This is a genomic window from Streptomyces sp. bgisy130 (assembly GCF_057708345.1).
Window position 1 is genome coordinate 178,403 of record NZ_JBYISA010000006.1, and the last position, 19,961, is coordinate 198,363.

General features: G+C 67.9%; 18 protein-coding genes and 1 pseudogene. 9 read left to right on the forward strand and 10 right to left on the reverse strand.

Translation table 11 applies throughout. The features are described from left to right. The first annotated feature begins 91 nt into the window (after positions 1-91). The gene (locus AC3EUV_RS11220; RefSeq protein WP_432141403.1) at positions 92-685 is read left to right on the forward strand and encodes an LppU/SCO3897 family protein; all 594 of its coding nucleotides are present in this window, start codon (positions 92-94) and stop codon (positions 683-685) included. An 89-nt stretch (positions 686-774) separates the two neighbouring features. Here AC3EUV_RS11220 and AC3EUV_RS11225 read toward each other — a convergent pair whose 3' ends face one another. After that, a complete protein-coding gene (locus AC3EUV_RS11225) occupies positions 775-2,250 on the reverse strand; it encodes a CCA tRNA nucleotidyltransferase (RefSeq protein WP_432141402.1) in 1,476 nt (491 codons plus the stop codon). A gap of 249 nt (positions 2,251-2,499) precedes the next feature. Between AC3EUV_RS11225 and AC3EUV_RS11230 the strand changes: the two genes are divergently transcribed. The 8 genes from AC3EUV_RS11230 to trxA all read left to right on the forward strand — a co-directional run bounded on the left by AC3EUV_RS11230 (position 2,500) and on the right by trxA (position 12,759). Further along, entirely contained in the window at positions 2,500-4,755 is a 2,256-nt protein-coding gene (locus AC3EUV_RS11230; RefSeq protein WP_432141401.1) for a DUF6049 family protein, read from the forward strand. A 46-nt stretch (positions 4,756-4,801) separates the two neighbouring features. Continuing rightward, positions 4,802-7,015, forward strand: coding sequence for a murein biosynthesis integral membrane protein MurJ (murJ, locus tag AC3EUV_RS11235; RefSeq protein WP_432141400.1), 2,214 nt, complete (start codon positions 4,802-4,804; stop codon positions 7,013-7,015). A gap of 107 nt (positions 7,016-7,122) precedes the next feature. Then, positions 7,123-8,835: a protein kinase family protein gene (locus tag AC3EUV_RS11240; protein ID WP_435602776.1), complete on the forward strand. Its 1,713-nt coding sequence runs from the start codon at positions 7,123-7,125 to the stop codon at positions 8,833-8,835. Between the two features lie 270 nt (positions 8,836-9,105). After that, positions 9,106-9,372: a hypothetical protein gene (locus AC3EUV_RS11245; protein ID WP_274737050.1), complete on the forward strand. Its 267-nt coding sequence runs from the start codon at positions 9,106-9,108 to the stop codon at positions 9,370-9,372. A gap of 297 nt (positions 9,373-9,669) precedes the next feature. Next, positions 9,670-10,353, forward strand: a complete 684-nt coding sequence (sigM, locus tag AC3EUV_RS11250) for an RNA polymerase sigma factor SigM (protein ID WP_435602777.1) — start codon at positions 9,670-9,672, stop codon at positions 10,351-10,353. Beyond that, positions 10,350-11,297 (forward strand): zf-HC2 domain-containing protein, encoded by a 948-nt coding sequence (locus AC3EUV_RS11255; RefSeq protein ID WP_435602779.1) that lies wholly within the window; start codon positions 10,350-10,352, stop codon positions 11,295-11,297. Before sigM ends, AC3EUV_RS11255 begins: the two co-directional genes overlap by 4 nt. A gap of 114 nt (positions 11,298-11,411) precedes the next feature. Further along, positions 11,412-12,386, forward strand: a complete 975-nt coding sequence (gene trxB, locus AC3EUV_RS11260) for a thioredoxin-disulfide reductase (RefSeq protein WP_432141395.1) — start codon at positions 11,412-11,414, stop codon at positions 12,384-12,386. Positions 12,387-12,432: 46 nt separating this feature from the next. Then, entirely contained in the window at positions 12,433-12,759 is a 327-nt protein-coding gene (trxA, locus tag AC3EUV_RS11265) for a thioredoxin (RefSeq protein ID WP_432141394.1), read from the forward strand. Positions 12,760-12,848: 89 nt separating this feature from the next. Here trxA and AC3EUV_RS11270 read toward each other — a convergent pair whose 3' ends face one another. The 9 genes and pseudogenes from AC3EUV_RS11270 to rpmH form a co-directional block, all read right to left on the reverse strand. Next, the gene (locus tag AC3EUV_RS11270) at positions 12,849-13,466 is read right to left on the reverse strand and encodes a GNAT family N-acetyltransferase (RefSeq protein WP_432141393.1); all 618 of its coding nucleotides are present in this window, start codon (positions 13,464-13,466) and stop codon (positions 12,849-12,851) included. 306 nt (positions 13,467-13,772) lie between these two features. Beyond that, on the reverse strand, positions 13,773-14,864 hold the full coding sequence (locus tag AC3EUV_RS11275) for a ParB/RepB/Spo0J family partition protein (RefSeq protein WP_435602780.1): 1,092 nt from the start codon (positions 14,862-14,864) through the stop codon (positions 13,773-13,775). Continuing rightward, on the reverse strand, positions 14,861-15,931 hold the full coding sequence (locus tag AC3EUV_RS11280) for a ParA family protein (RefSeq protein WP_432141391.1): 1,071 nt from the start codon (positions 15,929-15,931) through the stop codon (positions 14,861-14,863). Before AC3EUV_RS11280 ends, AC3EUV_RS11275 begins: the two co-directional genes overlap by 4 nt. Before the next feature lie 304 nt (positions 15,932-16,235). Beyond that, the gene (gene rsmG, locus AC3EUV_RS11285) at positions 16,236-16,961 is read right to left on the reverse strand and encodes a 16S rRNA (guanine(527)-N(7))-methyltransferase RsmG (protein ID WP_432141390.1); all 726 of its coding nucleotides are present in this window, start codon (positions 16,959-16,961) and stop codon (positions 16,236-16,238) included. A 134-nt stretch (positions 16,962-17,095) separates the two neighbouring features. Then, positions 17,096-17,602 (reverse strand): Jag family protein, encoded by a 507-nt coding sequence (locus AC3EUV_RS11290; protein WP_432141389.1) that lies wholly within the window; start codon positions 17,600-17,602, stop codon positions 17,096-17,098. A gap of 14 nt (positions 17,603-17,616) precedes the next feature. Then, entirely contained in the window at positions 17,617-18,756 is a 1,140-nt protein-coding gene (gene yidC, locus AC3EUV_RS11295; protein ID WP_432141388.1) for a membrane protein insertase YidC, read from the reverse strand. Between the two features lie 3 nt (positions 18,757-18,759). Continuing rightward, positions 18,760-19,077, reverse strand: coding sequence for a membrane protein insertion efficiency factor YidD (gene yidD, locus AC3EUV_RS11300; protein WP_042150996.1), 318 nt, complete (start codon positions 19,075-19,077; stop codon positions 18,760-18,762). An 86-nt stretch (positions 19,078-19,163) separates the two neighbouring features. Then, a pseudogene (gene rnpA, locus AC3EUV_RS11305) lies at positions 19,164-19,532 on the reverse strand (ribonuclease P protein component); the annotation flags it as partial. Positions 19,533-19,553: 21 nt separating this feature from the next. Next, positions 19,554-19,691 carry a 50S ribosomal protein L34 gene (rpmH, locus tag AC3EUV_RS11310; protein ID WP_003949374.1) on the reverse strand — a complete coding sequence of 46 codons (138 nt, stop codon included), beginning with the start codon at positions 19,689-19,691 and terminating at the stop codon, positions 19,554-19,556. Between the last annotated feature and the right edge of the window lie 270 nt (positions 19,692-19,961).

Here is a 19,961-nt window from a genome sequence, read left to right on the forward strand (position 1 = left end):
TCCCCTGGGCCCTGCAACGGGGCGCGGCACGGACCCGGTACCTTACGGGCTTCCAGCACGAGTCTGTACACATCAATAACGGGGGAATCCCATGACCACGCCGCCTCAGGGCCCGAATCCGTACGGCCAGGCGCCGTACGGGCAACAGCCATACGGACAGCAGCCGTACGGCCAGAGCCCCTATCCGCAGGCACCGCAAGCACCGCAGGCCCCCTATGGCCAGCCCCAGGGCTACGCCTACCCCCCGCAGCCGCAGGCTCCGTACGGACAGCAGCCGCCGCCGGGCTACCCCATGGCGCCCCAGCCGCAGCAGCCCCACATGCAGGGCGGAGCTCCGGTGCCGCCGCCGCAGCCTGCCAAACGCCGGTCCCCCAAGGCGATCCTGCGGGCCATCGGCCTCGTCATCGCGGTGATCGCCTTCGCGTTCTTCTGGATCAACAGCATGGACGACGCGGAGAGCGCTGAGGCCGGCGACTGCGTGCAGAAGTCCAGCAGTTCACTCGACGACGGCCTCAAGGTGGTGGACTGCGGCAGCTCGGAAGCTCAGTACAAGGTGAGCACCGTGCACAACGACACCACGGACCCGTCGGTGTGCTCCGAGGGAGAGTCGGCCTACGTCAAGAGCGTGCACCGTCGCAGGAGCGGCGACACCCGCATGGTGCTCTGCCTGACCTCGGTGAAGTAGCGCACGCCGGACGCACCGGAAGACGAAGGAGCGGTGTTTCACGTGAAACACCGCTCCTCGTTTCACGTGAAACACCGCCCGTTTCACGCTCAGCTCTGAGCGGCCCACCACTCCTTCAGCGCAGCGACCGCCGCTTCCCGCTCCATGGGCCCGTGCTCCAGCCGCAGCTCCAGCATCTGCTTGTACGCCTTGCCGACCTCGGGACCCGGGCCGATGCCCAGAATCTGCATGATCTCGTTGCCGTCCAGGTCCGGGCGGATCGCTTCCAGCTCTTCCTGCTCCTGTAGCAGCGCGATGCGCTCCTCAAGCCCGTCATAGGCACGCGACAGGGCACCGGCCTTGCGCTTGTTGCGGGTCGTGCAGTCCGAGCGCGTCAGCTTGTGCAGCCGCTCCAGCTGCGGACCGGCGTCCCGCACATAGCGACGGACCGCGGAGTCCGTCCACTCTCCGGTCCCGTAGCCGTGGAAGCGCAGATGCAGCTCCACCAGCTGTGAGACGTCCTTCACCAGGTCGTTGGAGTACTTCAGAGCGGTCATCCGCTTCTTGGTCATCTTCGCGCCCACCACTTCGTGGTGATGGAAGGAGACCCGGCCGTCCTTCTCGAAGCGCCGCGTCCGGGGCTTGCCGATGTCGTGGAGGAGTGCCGCCAGCCGCAGCACGAGATCGGGCCCGTTCTCTTCCAGGTCGATCGCCTGCTCCAGCACCGTCAGCGAGTGCTCGTAGACGTCCTTGTGGCGGTGATGCTCGTCACTTTCCAGCCGCAGCGCGGGCAGCTCGGGCAGGACATGGCCGGCCAGGCCCGAATCGACGAGCAGCCGCAGCCCCTCGCGCGGACGCGGCGCCAGGAGCAGCTTGTTCAGCTCGTCCCGCACGCGCTCCGCGGAGACGATCTCGATACGGTCCGACATCGCCTTCATCGCGGCGAAGACCGCAGGGTCCACCTCGAAGTCCAGCTGAGCGGCGAAGCGCGCTGCGCGCATCATCCGCAGCGGATCATCGGAGAACGACTCCTCCGGCGTCCCCGGCGTCCGCAGCACCTGCGCCGCCAGGTCCTCGAGACCGTCGTGCGGGTCGACGAACTCCTTCTGCGGCAGCAGCACCGCCATGGCGTTCACCGTGAAGTCCCGGCGCACCAGATCCTGCTCGATGGAGTCGCCGTACGACACCTCGGGCTTGCGGGAGGTGCGGTCATACGCCTCGGACCGGTAGGTCGTGACCTCGATGTCGAAGGAGTCTTTCTTGCAGCCGACCGTGCCGAAGGCGATGCCGACCTCCCAGACCGCGTCCGCCCACGGCCGGACGATCTTCAGAACGTCCTCGGGGCGGGCATCGGTGGTGAAGTCCAGGTCGTTGCCGAGCCGCCCCAGCAGCGCATCCCGGACCGAGCCGCCGACCAGGGCAAGTGTGAACCCGGCCTCCTGGAATCGACGGGCCAGGTCATCCGCGACGGGGGACACCCGCAGCAGCTCGCTCACGGCGCGGCGCTGGACATGGTTCAGCGCGTTCGTCGACTGCGCGGTCCGCTCGGCGATCGGGGCGGGGAGGTCATTGTTGGCGTTCGGCACAACAAAACAGGGTACGTGGCCGCGCAGCACGAGGCGCCACGTAATAAAGGGGTCAGGCCGGACACCCGGGTCTCCGCGCCCCGATCATGTGGAGCAGTCCCTGGCACTCCGGCGCGGCGGGCCTCGTTACCATTCGTGGACGCACATTCCGACGACCACTGACGACGACGAGGGACGGACGAGCGCGTGGCCGAGGCGGCAGGGTTCCAGGGGACTGAACGGCCGCGTGGTCGATGGCTGCGAAGGACCGTGACACTGCTCACTGGGGTGCTCCTGCTCGTGGGACTGCTCCAGGTTCCGCACAGCCCCACCGCCCAGGCGGCCCCGACGGGCTCCCGCACGGTCGACGTCACCATCGACTCGATGTCCCCGTCAGCTCCCTCCAAGAGCGACTCGGTCACCGTCTCCGGGACGCTGACCAACGACGGCCGGAGCACGATCACCGACGCGCGCATCGGCATGCACCGCGGGGACGCGCTCGGCGGCCGCAGCTCCATCGACGATGTGTCCCGTCGCACCGGCTATCTGCCCGGCGCGGACGGCGCGGAGATCAAGAACAGCGCGAAGAAGATCGGCAAGCTGGAGCCCGGGGTCAGCCGGCCCTTCACGCTCAGCGTGCCGGTCAAGGATCTCCATCTCGATGAGAACGGTGTGTACCAGCTCGGTGTCTCCGTGTCAGGACACACGCAGGCCTCGGCCTACAGCCAGGTCCTCGGTTTCGACCGGACGCTGCTGCCCTGGCAGGAAGCCGATGCCGAGAAGAAGACGCAGCTCACGTACATGTGGCCGCTGATCTCCTCCACCCACCTCACCGCCGAGACCGACGCCGACGCCCAGCAGACGCCGGTCTTCCGCAACGACGACCTCGCCGCCGAGCTCGCACCGGGCGGCCGGCTACAGCAGATGGTCGCGCTCAGCAAGAACCTGCCGGTGACCTTCGTCATCGATCCCGATCTGCTCGCGACCGTCGACGCGATGACCAAGTCCTACCGGGTCAACGGCCCGGACGGGCCCATGGGCAAGAACCAGGCGGTCGCCAAGCAGTGGCTGCACGAGCTCGAAGAAGCGGCCAAGAGCCATGAGGTCGTCGCGCTGCCCTTCGCCGACCCCGACCTCGCCTCGCTCGCCCACCACGGCAAGCACGTGCCCAGTGCGCTCAGCCACCTCGGCCCGGCCACCGACCTCGCCGAGAAGACCGTGGACACCATCCTCGATGTGAAGCCGCGGACGGACTTCGCCTGGCCCGTCGACGGTGCGATCGACTCCTCCGTCGTGGACGTCGCGACCTCGGCCGGTGCGCACAATGTGATCACCCGCAGCGACAGCCTGCGGGAGGCCGGGGGGCTGTCCTACACCCCGACGGCGGCCCGCCCCATCGGCGGCGGCAACACCGCGGTCGTCGCGGACGCGCAGCTCTCGCGGGCCTTCGAAGGCGATATGTCGAAGGCCGGAAACTCCGCCCACGCGGTCCAGGACTTCCTCGCCCAGACCCAGATGATCAGCCTGGAGGACCCCGGCCGGCAGCGCAGCGTCGTCGTCGCACCGCAGCGCATGCCCTCGGTCAGCCAGGCCCACGCCATGGCCACCGCGCTGCGGACGCTGGACGACTCCGGGAGCTGGAGCCAGCCGCTGAGCCTCGGCAGGGCGGCCAAGGCCAAGCCCGACCGCTCAGCCACCCGCCGGGTGCCGAGCGGCGCCGCCTACCCGTCCTCGCTGCGCCGGCAGGAGCTCCCCACCTCTGCCTTCCGTCAGATCCGGGGCACTCAGTCCGCACTGGACGACTACCAGGTGATCCTGGCCCAGCCGCAGCGCGTGGTGACCCCGTTCGGCAGCGCCATAATGCGGGAGATGTCGACGGAGTGGCGCGGCGATGCCGCCGGTGCCGCGGGGTTCCGGCGCTCCGTACGCAGCTACCTCGACGGGCTGACCAAGAAGGTGCACCTGATCCAGAAGTCGGGGGCGACGCTCTCCGGGCGCAGCGCCACGATTCCGGTGACGGTCCAGAACAACCTGGTCCAGGGCGTCAAGGACATGACGCTGAAGCTGAGCTCGTCCCAGCCAAACCGGCTGGACGTGGGCAAGGCGCAGCAGATCACGGTGGACGGCGGCCACAGCCAGTCGTTCAAGTTCGCCACCACGGCGAACGCCAACGGCCGGGCCTGGGTGACCGCCCAGCTCTACACCGCGGACGGAAAGCCCTACGGTGACCGCATGACGTTCCAGGTGAACGTCACGGAGATCACCGCCACGGTGATGCTCGTCATCGCCGGCGGTGTGCTGCTGCTCGTCCTCGCCGGTGTGCGGATCTACCTCCAGCGCAAGCGGGCGGCCGCCCAGCGCGCCGAGGGCGGGTCCGACGGCGAGGGTCCCGATGGCGACACAGGTACGGACGGCGACAACGGCGGCACGGACGGCGACGAGCCCGAGCAGCCGAGTGACCCCAGCCCGGACACCGGATCGGAAAGCTCCGACCCGTCCGGCTCAGGTGAGAAAGTGGACCGTTGATAGTTGGCGGGGCCGGATGGCCGGCGACGGATGAGGTGGGGCAGCGATGAATGCGCCGTATGACGGTGACCGGGGCCGGGGCGCCAGTGGCGACCCCACGGGCCCGGTCCCTCCGACGCCCCCGTTGCCCGCGGACCAGGACCCCTACGTCCAGGACGCCTACCGCAACGATCCGTACCGCGCCCAGGACCCGACCGCTCAGGATCCGGTGGCCGAGGCGCGCTACGACCGCGCGGCGCACCCACCACCGTCTCCGGGGCAGCCCACGCCCCCGCTCTACCAGCAGCCTCCCGCGGGCCGTCACACGCCCGACCCGCAGCTGTGGGCCCCGTCCCCGCCGCCCGGGCAGCAGGGGCCGGCCGCCGACCTCCCGTACGGCGAGGCCGACAAGACGACACAGCCCCTGGGCCTTGAGGGCCTCAGGACCCAGGCCGCCGGCGAGCGTCCGGAGCCCGATGCCTTCGCGCATCTCTACCGGGACCAGCAGCACTACGAGCCCCAGCAGCCCGCTCCGGTGCCTCCGGGCCCCGCGACGGCCGGTGCGGCGCCCGGCCCGGAGGCCGTCCCCCAGCAGCCCGCGCCGACGCCGGAGCCCGCCCCCGTGGCCGCGGCCGGCAAGCCCTCCGGTGGCCGGACCGGCGGTCTGTTGAAGTCCAGCGCGGTGATGGCCGCCGGCACGATGGTGTCGCGTCTCACGGGCTTCGTCCGCTCGGCGCTGATCGTCGCGGCGCTCGGCGGTGCGGTGCTCGGTGACTCCTGGCAGGTCGCCTACCAACTTCCGACGATGATCTTCATCCTGACCATCGGCGGCGGTCTGAACTCCGTCTTCGTCCCGCAGCTGGTGCGCGCGATGAAGGAGGACGACGACGGCGGCGAGGCCTATGCCAACCGGCTGCTGACGCTGGTCATGGTGATCCTCGGCGTGCTCACGGTGCTGGCGGTCTTCGCCGCGCCCCTGCTGGTGAAGCTGGTCTCCTTCGACATCTCGCGCGACCCGGCGGCCAACGAGGTCGCGGTCGCCTTCACCCGTTACTGCGTGCCCACGATCTTCTTCATGGGTCTGCACGTCGTGATGGGCCAGATCCTCAACGCCCGCGGCCGCTTCGGCGCGATGATGTGGACCCCGGTCCTCAACAACATCGTCATGATCGCCACCTTCGGCCTGTTCATCTGGGTCTACGGCTCGGCGGAGACCTCGCACATCGGCGTCACCACGATCCCCGACGAGGGCATCCGGCTCCTGGGCATCGGCACCCTCCTCGGGCTCGTCGTCCAGTCGCTGGCGATGATCCCGTACCTGCGCGACGCCGACTTCAAGCTCCGGCTCCGCTTCGACTGGCGCGGCCACGGCCTGGGCAAGGCCGCCAAGCTCGCCAAGTGGACAGTGCTGTTCGTGCTCGCCAACCAGGCGGGCGTCCTCGTCGTCACCCAGCTCTCCACCTGGGCCGGCAACACCGCCAACGACCAGGGCCATCCGGGCACCGGCTTCATCTCGTACGCCAGCGCCCAGCTGATCTGGAACATGCCGCAGGCGATCATCACCGTCTCCGTGATGGCGGCGCTGCTGCCGCGGCTTGCCCGGTCCGCACACGACGGTGACACCGGAGCTGTCCGCGACGACATCTCGCAGGGCCTGCGCACCTCCGCCGTCGCCATCGTCCCGATCTCCTTCGGCTTCCTCTCCCTCGGCATCCCGCTGTGCACGCTGGTCTACGGCTCGTCCGGCGCCGGCGTCCCTATGGGCTACATGCTGATGGCCTTCGGTGTAGGCCTGATCCCGTTCTCGGTGCAGTACGTCGTCCTGCGCGCCTTCTACGCGTACGAGGACACCCGCACCCCCTTCTACAACACGGTGATCGTGGCCGCCGTCAACGCCGCCGCCTCCGGCCTCTGCTTCCTGGTCCTGCCCGCCCGCTGGGCCGTGGTCGGCATGGCGGCCTCCTACGGCTTGGCGTACATCATCGGCGTCGGTGTGGCCTGGCGCCGCCTGAGCAAGCGGATGGACGGCGACCTCGACACCGCCCATGTCGTGCGGACCTATGCACGGCTGGCCGGCGCCAGCATCCCGGCCACGATCATCTCGGGGGCCGTGGTGTACGGGATCATGCAGACACTCGGCAGCGGATTCCTCGGGTCGATCACCGCTCTGATCGCCGGTATCGGCGCACTTCTGGGTGTGTTCTACGTCGCTGCACGCAAAATGCGCATCCAGGAACTGAACGCCCTGGTCGGCATGGTCCGGTCGAAGCTTGGACGTTAGTTGAGCACAACCATCGACTGCCACCGTGTGTCGTGCATAGTGGCGGACTGTGGGCACAATTGTCTTGGCTCATTGAGCCTGCAACGGATGGGGAGGCAGGAACGACGGTGGCGGAACGGAGCACGGCTGCCGTCGACGTGGCTGACACGAGCGGTGAGGAACCGCTGACCGCCAAGGCGGGTAAGGCCACGGACGACGGTGCTAAGGCCGAGAAGGTATCCGGCAGGGAACAGGACGCCGCAGGCACCGACGAGGAGCGTGCCGAGGCGATCGAACCCCAGCCACCGGAGCTGCACAGCGGCCACAAGCTTGCCAGACGCTACCGCCTCGAAGAGTGCGTCACCCGTCTGGACGGATTCAGCAGCTGGCGTGCGGTCGACGAGAAGCTGCGCCGCGCCGTCGGCGTGCATATCCTGCCCGCCGACCATCCCAGAGCCCGGCCGGTGCTGTCCGCGGCCCGCTCATCGGCGCTGCTCGGCGACCCCCGGTTCGTCCAGGTCCTGGACGCCGTCGAGGAGAACGACGTCGTCTACGTCGTCCACGAGTGGCTGCCGGACGCCACCGAGCTCACCACGGTGCTCGCCAACGGCCCGCTGGAGCCGCACGACGCCTACCAGCTCGTCAGCCAGGTCTCCCAGGCCATGGCCGCCGCGCACCGCGAGGGCCTCGCCCATCTGCGGATCACCCCGGGCTCGGTGCTGCGTACGGAGTCCGGGCAGTACCGCATCCGTGGCCTGGCCGTCATGGCGGCGCTGCGCGGCATCACCTGTGAGTCCCCGCAGCGCGCGGACACCGAGGCGATCGGTGCGCTGCTGTACGCCGCGCTGACCCAGCGCTGGCCGTACGAGAACGACGCCCATGGCCTCACCGGCCTTCCCAAGGGCGTCGGACTGATCGCGCCCGACCAGGTGCGAGCCGGCGTTCATCGCGGGCTGTCCGAGCTGGCCATGCGCGCACTGATCAACGATGGCTCGACGGCCTCCCGCCAGGAGCCGCCGTGCACCACCCCGGAGGAGCTGGCCAAGGCCGTCGCGGCCATGCCCCGTATCCGGCCCCCGGAGACCGCGTTCTCCACACCTCCGCCGTACCAGCGCACGGGCTACCAGCAGGGCAGCTACCGGCAGTCGGCGGCACACACCGCACAGGCGAGCCGGGTGACGCAGCCGGTCGCCACTCCGCCGCCCCCGCTACAGAGCCGCACCGGGCGAGCCCTGAAGTGGTCCGTCTCCGCGCTGCTCATCGCGGCACTGGGGCTGGGCAGCTGGCAGCTGGCGGACACCCTGCTGAAGCGGGAGAAGGAGCAGGACTCCCCGGGGAACTCACAGTCGTCCGGCGGCCCGAAGAAGCACACCGGAAAGCCTCTCTCGATCAAGGGCGCCACAGAGTTCTCACCTCTGGCCGAGCCTTTCTCGGAGGATGACGCTCACAACGTCACGGACGGCGATCCGGGTACTGCCTGGGTGACCGGACGGTTCAAGGGCTGGCCCAACTTCGGGAACCTGCCGCCGCGTGCAGATGGCAGCGGAATCATCGTTGACCTCGGGAGCGCCAAGGACATCTCCGGGATACAGGTCACCATGTATCGGCCAGGCCAGACCGTAGAAGTCCGCGCAGCAGCACCCTCCGCAGCGGATCCGGCGGCGCTCGGTGATTTCTCGCAGAGCCTCTCCAAGCCGGAAATGGCCGGCGACAAGCTGGATGTGAAGCTCGACCGGTCGGTGAAGTCTCGCTATGTCCTGGTCCACATCACGAAACTTTCCTCTGATGGAGAGTCGGACTGGTTCCGCGGCGGCATTTCAGAAATCAAAGTCTTCAGCTGACTCGCCGGCATGAACTAAGGCACCGGAAACCCGTAGAAATACGAGATTGCGAACGCCCCGCCAACCTTCAGGTCGGCGGGGCGACATCGTGTGGCAGACGGGCCTGATCCTGTCCCCACCATGACGTCATCCCCCAAAAAAGCCTGGCGCGTGGCTAAAATGATCATGCTCACTCGCTCAACCGACGCACCGACCGACGTTCGCCCGACAGGGCATCAGGGGGAGATTTTGTTGAAGCACACCGGGTGGCGCCGGGCCGCAACGGCATCTGTGGCCACTTTGTTCCTCGTCGGCGGTATCGCCACCGCCACCCCTGCGTCCGCTGCGGGCGGCAATTACAGCTGCCGCAACTGGAAGCAGACGGTCGCCACGTGGAGCGCGAGCTGCACCGTCAAGAGCGGTCAGGCTCGGGCCGTTACCGACTGTAGCAATGGAAAGACGATTTACGGGGCATGGACCGGCCGCGGAACGTGGAGGTTCGGCGGCAACTGCGGCAAGTACTTCATCGTCGCCCAGGACACCCAGGGGCGCAGCTAGCCCCGAAGTCACGATGGCCTGCTGACGAATCAGCAGGCCATCGTGCCTCTTTCGGGCAACTCCCCTGAGAAGCAAAAGCAGCCACGCATCTTTTGGCGTTCTCGGGCAAGAAGGTCACTCGTCGACGAGTCGAAGCTCCCTAGTGGTTCTCCACACACCTGCCTACGATGAACAGTGTCGCTTGTTGCTGCACGTCAGGAGTCGGTTACGTCAGGTAGCAGCAGGTTGGCGATCTTTACGCCGAAGTCTTACAGGGGGCAAGATTTCCAGGAGTCGGCGCTAGGTGAGGGGGTATGGGTGGGTCAGCTAGAGGACTCTAGTGATCAAGACCTCATCGCTCGCCATGTCGCTGGTGATCCCGAGGCCTTCGGGGAGATAGTCCGGCGCCATCGCGACCGGCTCTGGGCAGTCGCACTGCGCACCCTCGGTGATCGCGAAGAGGCCGCCGACGCCGTGCAGGACGCCTTGGTCTCCGCCTATCGCGCGGCCCATGCCTTCCGCGGTCAGTCCGCCGTGACGACGTGGCTGCACCGCATCACGGTCAATGCCTGTCTGGACCGAGCCCGCAAGGCCGCCTCCCGGCGCACCTCGCCCGTCGCCGAGACCGAGCGGCTGGAGCAGATGCTGGAGCCCGAGGAATCCGCCGCGGCACCCGCCGAACGTCAGGATCTGTACCGGGAGCTGCTCAGCGCCCTGCGCACCCTTCCCGAGGAACAGCGGGCCGCGCTCGTCCTCGTCGATATGCAGGGCTACCCCGTCGCGGAGGCCGCGTCGATCCTCGATATCCCGACCGGAACGGTGAAAAGCCGCTGTGCACGAGGCCGGGCTCGGCTCCTGCCCTTGGTCACCCATCTGCGCGCTGACAACGGGGATAGCAAACCCGTGAGCGGGGGAAGGAACCGGGCGCAGGGGACATCCGTCCCACCGACGGCAGGGCCGAAGGACACAGGTGCCGTGAAGGGCGGAGGTGGGCGAGCGTGACGTCGACGACCGGCACGGGTGAGCACCCCACAGGTGAGCACCCGGAAGTCTCCGAGATCTCCGAGCTCACGGACGGGCTGCTTTCTCCCTCGCGCACCGCGGAGCTGCGCGACCATCTCGCTACGTGTCCCCTGTGCGACGACGTCTATGCGTCCCTGGAAGAAATCCGGTCACTGCTCGGCACGCTCCCCGGCCCGCTGCGGATGCCGGCCGATGTCGCCGGTCGCATCGATGCCGCCCTCGCCGCCGAGGCACTGCTGGACGCCACTACCCCGGTCGCCACGGCTCAAGTTTCACGTGAAACCGCCACCGTCCCTGTCGTGGTTTCACGTGAAACCGACGAAGAGGCGCCCCGCCGAGGGACACCGGCCGCCCGGCCCTCCGGGCGCCCTCGGGGCTCCTCGGGACCGGGGCGGCAGACGCCTGGCGGCCGCGCGTCCCGAGCGCGACGCTGGCCACGGATTCTGCTCGGTACTGCGGCGGCCGCGGCGGTGTTCAGCTTCGGCGGCCTCCTCATTCAGAACGCCGCCCTCGACGGCACTCAGGCGAGCCAACAGGACCGAGCCACCGCCACCCCCGAGAAGAAGAGTGGCGATGCGGGCACCCTCACCGCGGCGAGTCTCGAATCACATGTGGACGAACTGCTGACGTCGAAGGGCTCGCCCAAGTCCCCCGGCATCGGGACCCGGAGCTCCCCCGACACCCCGATGCGCGGCAGCACCGACACCATCCCGTCCTGCGTCCGCCATGGCATCGCCCGTCCGGAGACTCCGCTGGCGACCAGCCACACGCGCTACCAGGGCAAGGACGCCTACCTCGTGGTGCTGCCGGATCCGACCGATCCCCAGCGCGTCTCCGCGTATGTCATCGCTTCCTCTTGCGTCTCTGCCACGCCACCGGCTCCCGGAAAGGTTCTGCTGTCGCACTCGTTCCAGCGAGACTGAGCGACGAGAAGTGCGCTGTGACACTCCGGGAATGCTCGCCCCGTAGGATCCGTTGGGTGGGGTGAGAGAACCGAGAGCCCCAGCAAGCAGTCGGCAGAGACAAGGAAGACACCCGTGAGCGACGTCCGCAACGTGATCATCATCGGCTCCGGGCCCGCGGGCTACACCGCAGCGCTCTACACCGCCCGCGCGTCCCTGAAGCCGCTGGTCTTCGAAGGTGCCGTCACCGCCGGAGGCGCCCTGATGAACACCACCGACGTGGAGAACTTCCCCGGTTTCCGCGACGGCATCATGGGGCCGGACCTCATGGACAACATGCGTGCCCAGGCGGAGCGCTTCGGCGCCGAGCTGGTGCCGGACGACATTGTCGCGGTCGATCTCTCCGACGAGATCAAGACCGTCACCGACACTGCCGGCAATGTGCACCGGGCGAAGACCGTGATCGTCAGCACCGGCTCCCAGCACCGTAAGCTCGGCCTGCCCCGTGAGGACGAGCTGTCCGGTCGCGGCGTCTCGTGGTGCGCCACCTGCGACGGGTTCTTCTTCAAGGACCAGGACATCGCCGTCATCGGCGGCGGCGACACCGCGATGGAGGAAGCCACCTTCCTCTCCCGCTTCGCCAAGTCGGTCACCGTCGTCCACCGCCGTGACACCCTGCGGGCCAGCAAGGCGATGCAGGAGCGTGCGTTCGCCGACCCGAAGATCAAGTTCGTGTGGGACAGCGAGGTCGCCGAGATCCACGGTGAGAGCAAGCTCTCGGCTCTGACCCTGCGCAACCTCAAGACCGGCGAGACCTCCGAGCTCCCCGTCACCGGCCTCTTCATCGCGATTGGCCACGACCCGCGGACCGAGCTGTTCAAGGGCCAGCTGAACCTCGACGACGACGGCTACCTCAAGGTCGACGCCCCCAGCACGCGCACCAACCTGAGCGGCGTCTTCGCCGCGGGCGATGTTGTCGACCACACCTACCGTCAGGCGATCACCGCGGCCGGCACGGGCTGTTCCGCCGCCCTCGACGCCGAGCGGTTCCTGGCTGCGCTGTCGGACGGCGAGTCCGCGCCCGAGCCGGACAAGACCCCCGCCGCCTGACCCGCGCACCCAGCTTTCCCACCACCCACCCAGTAAGGAGAATCCCATGGCCGGCGCCACGGTGACCGTCACGGATGCCAACTTCGAAGAGGTCGTCCTCAAGAGCGACAAGCCCGTTCTCGTGGACTTCTGGGCCACCTGGTGCGGCCCGTGCCGCCAGATCGCCCCGTCCCTGGAGGCCATTGCCGCCGAGCACGACGGGATCGTCATCGCCAAGCTGAACACCGACGAGAACCCGGCCACCACCGCCAAGTACGGCGTCATGTCGATCCCGACCATGAACGTGTACCAGGGCGGCGAGGTCGTGAAGACCATCGTCGGTGCCAAGCCGAAGGCCGCGATCGAGCGCGACCTGGCGGACTTCCTCGGCTGAGTCGCGCCGCCACGTTTCACGGGAAACGGGCCCGTCCCCCGCGAGGGGGCGGGCCCGTTCTCTGTTTCACGGGAAACGTCGGCTCGGCTCTACAGCGGTCGCAGCGCGGGTTCCTTCTGGACGGCTCCCAGCAAGCGGTCGAGTGCCAGCTCCACATCTTCCTTCCACGAGATCGTGGTACGCAGCTCAAGCCGCAGTCGGGGAAAGCGGGGGTGCGGACGCACGGTCTTGAAGCCCACCGCGAGCAGATGGTCGGCGGGCAGCACACAGGCCGGCTCACTCCAGCGGGCATCTCCGAAAGCCTCGATGGCTTTGAAGCCGCGCTGGAGGAGGTCCTTGGCGACCGTCTGGACCATCACCCGCCCCAGCCCCTGGCCTTGGTAGCCGGGAGTCAGCCAGGCCGTCAGCAGCTGCACCGCATCCGGTGAGACCGGGCTGGTGGGGAAGGCCGTGGAGCGCGGCACATAAGCCGGCGGGGCGTACATCACGAACCCGACCGGCACCTCATCGACATAGACCACCCGCCCACAGGACCCCCACTCGAGCAGTACTGCCGAGATCCAGGCTTCCTTCTCGAGCTCAGGACGACCCGCTTTTACCGCGGCCTCGCCGCTGACGGGGTCGAGCTCCCAGAAGACACAGGAGCGGCAGCGCTTGGGGAGGTCCGGAAGGTTGTCCAGCGTGAGCGGTACGAGCCGACGGCCCATGAACCCAGGTCCTCGCTTTCCTCGCCTGCCACACCTCGCAGCGCCGTCAGCGCCACCTGCTCTCTGAGCAGACCACCAACGAACCCTCCGACGGCTGCGAGACCGAAGCCCGCTGCCAGCAGTCCGGTGCGGCTCACCGATCGCATGGCCCTCTCCTCGGTGTGAGTCTCCACATGGATGCGTGCCATACCCGAACGCATCGTATCCACCCTTTACGGGCGCGGGTACCGCAAGAGTGCAAAGGGCGGGCACGTGTTCCGGTATGGGCTCCGGAACACGGCCCGCCCGGGAGCCGAGAGCGTCAGCTCACTCCTCTTCGTCGCTCTCCTCGGCCAGCGACTGGCCCAGGACGCGCCCCTCACCCGGGGCGAGGGTGCCAAGGATGCGCTCCAGATCGTCTATCGAGGCAAACTCAACGACGATCTTTCCCTTCTTCTGTCCCAGGTCGACCTTCACCCGGGTCTCGAAGCGGTCGGACAGCCGGGAAGCGAGACCCGTGAGCGCGGGGGACACCCGGGTACCGGCACGCGGCCCCTTGGCCTTGCTCCCGCTCTGGGGGGGCGACCCCATGAGCGTCACGATCTCCTCGACGGAACGGACCGAGAGTCCCTCCGCGACGATGCGGCGTGCCAGGTGGTCCTGCTCCTCCGAGTCCTCCACGGAGAGCAGGGCACGGGCATGCCCTGCCGAGAGCACACCCGCGGCAAGCCGCTTCTGCACGGACGGCGAGAGCTTCAGCAGCCGCAGCGTGTTGGAGACCTGCGGGCGCGAACGCCCGATCCGGTCGGCCAGCTCGTCATGCGTGCACTGGAAGTCCTTCAGCAACTGGTCATAGGCGGCTGCCTCTTCCAGCGGGTTGAGCTGAGCCCGGTGGAGGTTCTCCAGAAGCGCATCGAGCAGCAGCTTCTCATCGTCCGTGGCCCGGACGATCGCGGGAATCTTCTCCAGTCCGGCCTCACGGCATGCCCGCCAGCGGCGCTCACCCATGATGAGCTCGTACCGCCCCGGCCCCGTCTGACGGACCACCACCGGCTGAAGCAGGCCCACCTCCTTGATGGAGGTGACCAGCTCGGCCAGAGCATCCTCGTCGAAGACCTCACGCGGCTGCCGCGGATTCGGCTTGATCGCATCCAGTGGCACCTCAGCGAAATGCGCGCCGGCCACTTCCGAGATACCCCCCGCGTCCGCCGCGGCCGGTGCTTCCGTTTCACGTGAAACACCGTGCGCCGGCAGCGACGCCACCTTGGCGGCCGCCACCCCGCGCTCCGGGGTCAGGACCGGTACGGACGACGGTGACGTCGCTCCCTGTCCTGCGGGTCCGGCATGATCCGTGCTCTGCGGTGCCGCGGGGATCAGCGCACCGAGCCCACGGCCCAGGCCTCTACGTCGTTCACTCACTGAGTCCCCTCCGAGATGCTGTGCTGTGATTCATAGTTGACGCTGAGGCCCTGGCCCCCGGTCTGCGGGGCCCCACGCAAGGCGATCTCCCGGGCCGCTTCGAGGTAGGACAGCGAGCCGCTGGATCCCGGGTCATAGGTGAGCACCGTCTGCCCATAGCTGGGTGCCTCGGAGATGCGCACCGAGCGGGGGATGCTCGTACGGAGCACCTCATGGCCGAAGTGGCTGCGCACCTCATCGGCAACCTGGGACGCCAGCCGGGTGCGCCCGTCGTACATGGTGAGCAGAATCGTCGAGACATGGAGCTTGGGGTTGAGATGGCCCCGCACCAGATCGACGTTCCGCAGCAGCTGACCCAGCCCCTCCAGTGCGTAGTACTCGCACTGAATCGGGATCAGCACCTCGGCACCGGCGACCAGAGCGTTGACCGTCAGCAGGCCGAGAGAGGGCGGGCAGTCGATGAAGATGTAGTCCAGTGGCTGTTCGTATGCCTTGATGGCGCGGTCCAGCCGGCTCTCCCGCGCCACCAGCGAGACCAGCTCGATCTCCGCACCGGCCAGATCGATCGTGGCGGGCGCACAGAACAGGCCCTCCACATCCGCGACCGGCTGCACCACATCGGAGAGCGGCTTGCTGTCCACCAGCACGTCATAGATGGAGGGCACTTCGGAATGATGGTCGATCCCCAGTGCCGTGGAGGCATTGCCCTGGGGGTCGAGGTCGATCACCAGGACCCGGGCACCGTGCAGGGCCAGTGAGGCCGCCAGGTTCACCGTGGTCGTGGTCTTACCGACCCCGCCCTTCTGGTTGGCAACCACCATGACCCGAGTCTGTTCAGGCCGGGGCAGCCCCTCACCCGCGCGGCCAAGTGCCTCCACCGCAAGCTGAGCTGCACGACCGATCGGGGTGTCGTCCATCGGGGGCGGCGTTTCACGTGAAACGTCGTCCCCGAACGACTCGCTACGGGGACCGGGGACCGGATCGGTCATCGGTCCCGCGATGTTGGCGTCGGACCGCAAGGATTCACTCTCCTCGACATCAGGCTCGCAATGTTCAGAGCCTGCCATGCTTTCGGTGTCGTGAACCAGTGAGGTCCGTTCTCCTGTGGACGAATCCACTTCTGTGGATACTCCACTGACCCTTGTGGATCTACGGTCGCGCGGCGCGGCGGCCGCACGACCACGGTCGATGATCCCTTGCAGCAGAGAACGACGTTTCACGTGAAACACGATGCCAGCGTCGCGCCTGAATGAGCCGCGACACTCCGTCTTGTGTCGTTTTGATGGCATTTACGGCATTCCCCCGCCCTGCTTCCGCGGAACGGAATGCCCTCATGCCACTGCCGGCTTCTCGAACGCCGGCAGCAGAGCATCAGCGCCGGCGTCCCCTCGACGCACGGCTCACGCGCGCCGCCTTCGCGCGCTTGGCCGCAAAGCGCACACCGCCAGGGCTCTCGCCCACCTCTACCCGCACCACGGTCGACGGCGGATCCACCACGCCCTCGCCCACATGCACCACCGAGGTCTCCACCACGCCGAGCTTGCTCAGCGCGGCCCGAGCCGCCTTGAGCTCCTCCTCGGCGGTATCGCCCTTGAGCGCCAGCATCTCGCCGTAGGGACGGAGCAGCGGCACGCCCCAGCCGGCCAGCCGGTCGAGCGGGGCAACGGCACGCGCCGTGACCACATGCACCTGAGGGAGCTTGCCCATCACCTCTTCGGCCCGCCCGCGCACGACCGTGACGTGGTCCAGCCCGAGCAGCTCTACGACCTCCTGGAGGAAGTTCGTACGCCGAAGCAGCGGCTCCAGCAGCGTGATCTTCAGATCCGGGCGCACCAGAGCCAGCGGGATACCGGGCAGCCCGGCACCCGAGCCCACGTCGCAGACCGAGACGCCCTCGGGCACCACCTCGGAGAGCACCGCGCAGTTCAACAGATGCCGCTCCCAAAGTCGCGGCACCTCGCGCGGGCCGATGAGCCCGCGCCTCACCCCGGCGTCGGCGAGCAGTTCGCCGTACCGCACGGCTTCCGCATAGCGCTCACCGAAAACCTCCTCCGCCGCCTTCGGCGCAGGAGGGAGCTCCGCTGCTGCCTCCGTCACGGGAACCGCCCTTCCTCTGGACTGCTACTTCTGCCGGGAACCCGGGTTACGCCCCGGGATAACACAGAACGCTGACAACTTTTGGCCCCGCCTGCGAGCAGACGGGGCCAAAGAAAAACGGGAGCGCTGAGCGGTCAGGCCGGGAGGACGACCACTCGACGCTGCGGCTCCTCGCCCTCGGACTCGCTCCGGAGCCCGGCCGCCGCCACGGCGTCATGGACGACCTTGCGCTCGAAGGGCGTCATCGGGTCGAGCTTCACCGGCTGCCCGGTGCCCTTGGCCTCCTCCGCCGCCTTCGCGCCGAGCTCCGAGAGCTCCTCACGCTTACGCGCCCGGAAGCCGCCGATGTCCAGCATCAGACGGCTGCGGTCACCGGTTTCACGGTGAACGGCCAGCCGGGTCAGCTCCTGAAGAGCCTCCAGCACCTCACCGTCGCGGCCCACCAGCTTCTGGAGATCACGGCTGGTGGAGTCGCTGATGATCGACACCGCGGCGCGGTCGGCCTCGACATCCATGTCGATGTCACCGTCGAGGTCGGCGATGTCCAGCAGACCCTCGAGGTAGTCGGCCGCGATCTCGCCTTCCTGCTCCAGGCGGGTCAGGGTGTCGGTGCCCTTGGTGGCAGGGGTCGTGTCCGTCACGAAAGGACTCCTTCTTACTTCTTGGTCGGGTGCTTGGGGCGCTGCTGGCCCTTGCGCTGTCCGGACTTGGCCGTGCGGGACCCGGAGTCGCCGCCCTTGCCCTTGCCTTCCTGCGCGTCCTTCTTCTCCAGCGACGGCTTCTTCGCCGCACCCTGACCGGAGCCCGAGCCGCCCGACGCCGATCCGGCACGCGTACGGCTCTGCGCACCGCCGGCCGGAGCGCCGCCGGTCTGCCGCTTGCTCTTCGTCTGACGCTTGGGCTGCTGCCGGTTGTGGCGCGCTTCCTCGGCGGCCTGCTTCGCAGCGACCTCGGCCGGGTCCTCGACGATCTTGCCCGCGGCCCGCAGCCGCTCCTGGCGCTCCTCGAAGGCCTTGCTGCCCGGGGTCGGGTTACGACGGATGACGAACATCTGCTGGCCCATGGTCCACACGTTGGTGGTCAGCCAGTAGACGAGAACACCGACGGGGAAGTTGATGCCGAAGACGGCGAACATGATGGGGAAGACGTACATCAGCATCTTCTGCTGCTGCATGAACGGCGTCTTCACCGTGAGGTCGACGTTCTTGGTCATCAGCTGGCGCTGCGTGTAGAACTGCGACGCCGACATCAGGACGATCATGACGATCGTGACCACGCGGACGTCGACCACAGAAGCACCCAGGCTCTGGATCTTCTCCGCGCTGTCCATGAACTTCGCCGCCAGCGGCGCACCGAAGATGTGGGCCTTCTGCGCGCTCTCCAGAAGCGGCTGGTCGATGACACCGACCACCTTGTTCTGGGCGATGTGGTTCAGGACCTGGTACAGCGAGATGAAGAACGGCGACTGGGCCAGAATCGGGAGACAGCTCGAGAGCGGGTTGGTGCCCGTCTCCTTGTAGAGCTTCATCATCTCTTCGGACTGGCGCTGCTTGTCGCTCTTGTAGCGCTCCTGGATCGCCTTCATCTTCGGCTGAAGCGCCTGCATGTTCCGCGTCGACTTGATCTGCTTCACAAAGAGCGGGATCAGGCAGATACGGATCAGCACCACCAGCGAGACGATGGACAGACCCCACGCCGCGCCACTGTCCTTGTCAAAGATGAGGCTGTAGAACGAGTGGAACTGGACGATGATCCAGGAAACAGCGATATAGAGGGGACTGAGGATCGTGTCCACGAATCAGGCTCCTTGGACGTTGGGCTGAGTCTCGGGCTGGGCGACAGGCTCAGGGACGGTGGGCCCGCCCAGGCGGCTCCTCAGCCGCTGATGCCAAACCGGACGCTTCCGGGGAGGGACGTGGTCGACGCCCCCGAGCGACCACGGATTGCACCGCAGGATGCGCCAGGCTGTCAGCGCAGTCCCTTTCACCGCGCCGTGCCGGTCGATGGCCGTATAGCCATAGTGCGAGCACGACGGGTAGTACTTGCAGACCGGTCCCAGCAGGGGGCTGATGGTCCACTGATAGATCTTGATCAAAAGCAGCAGCGGGTACTTCACTGTGCACTCCCTCCCGGGTCCCGTCCGGAGCTCCGGGGGCCCGCGGGGCAGCTGCTGTCGGTCGCAGCCCCCGGGGGATTGCAGCCTCTCGGCGCCCCTCCCAGCAGCCGCTCGAAGGCGGCGTCCAGGTCTCGGGCCAGCTGATCGTGATCCGCGTCACCCGCACCGGGCAGGGCCCGTACGACAACCAGGCTACCGGCGGGCAGCCGGTCCAGCCGATCGCGCACGAGATGACGGAGTCTGCGCTTGACCTTGCTGCGCACGACAGCGATGCCCACTGCCTTGCTCACGACGAAACCCGCACGTGCCGGGGGAACACTTTCCCCCGACCCGTGCGGGTCCGTTGCACCGCTGCGAAGATGAACGACAAGGAGCGGGCGCCCGGCCCTGCGTCCCCGGCGTACCGCGGTCGCAAAGTCCTCGCGCCGCCTCAGCCGATACTCGGTAGGCAGCACGTCATGGACCTAGGTTGCTGCTCAGGCCGACAGGCGGGCGCGACCCTTGCCACGGCGGGACGCGAGGATCGCGCGGCCGGCACGGGTCCGCATGCGCAGACGGAAACCGTGGGTCTTCGCGCGACGGCGGTTGTTCGGCTGGAAGGTGCGCTTGCTCACTCGGGGGCTCCAGGAATGCTTGTTGTCTCAGGAGAGACAGATGTGGGGCGTCGACTGGCTGTCACCGTGCGCCCACGAGTAGCTCGCAACGCCTAAGTGCACCGCTACACGATCACTTCGAGCGTGATCTTTGCCCATCGGAGGCAGGCGGCAGCAGCCATCGACAACTCGACCTGGTCACGGTACGCGCGGCTACGCCATCCGGTCAAACCGGCTCCTCGGCATCGCCTGCCGACCCCTTGTCAGGACACACTATGCACAGGCTGTGGA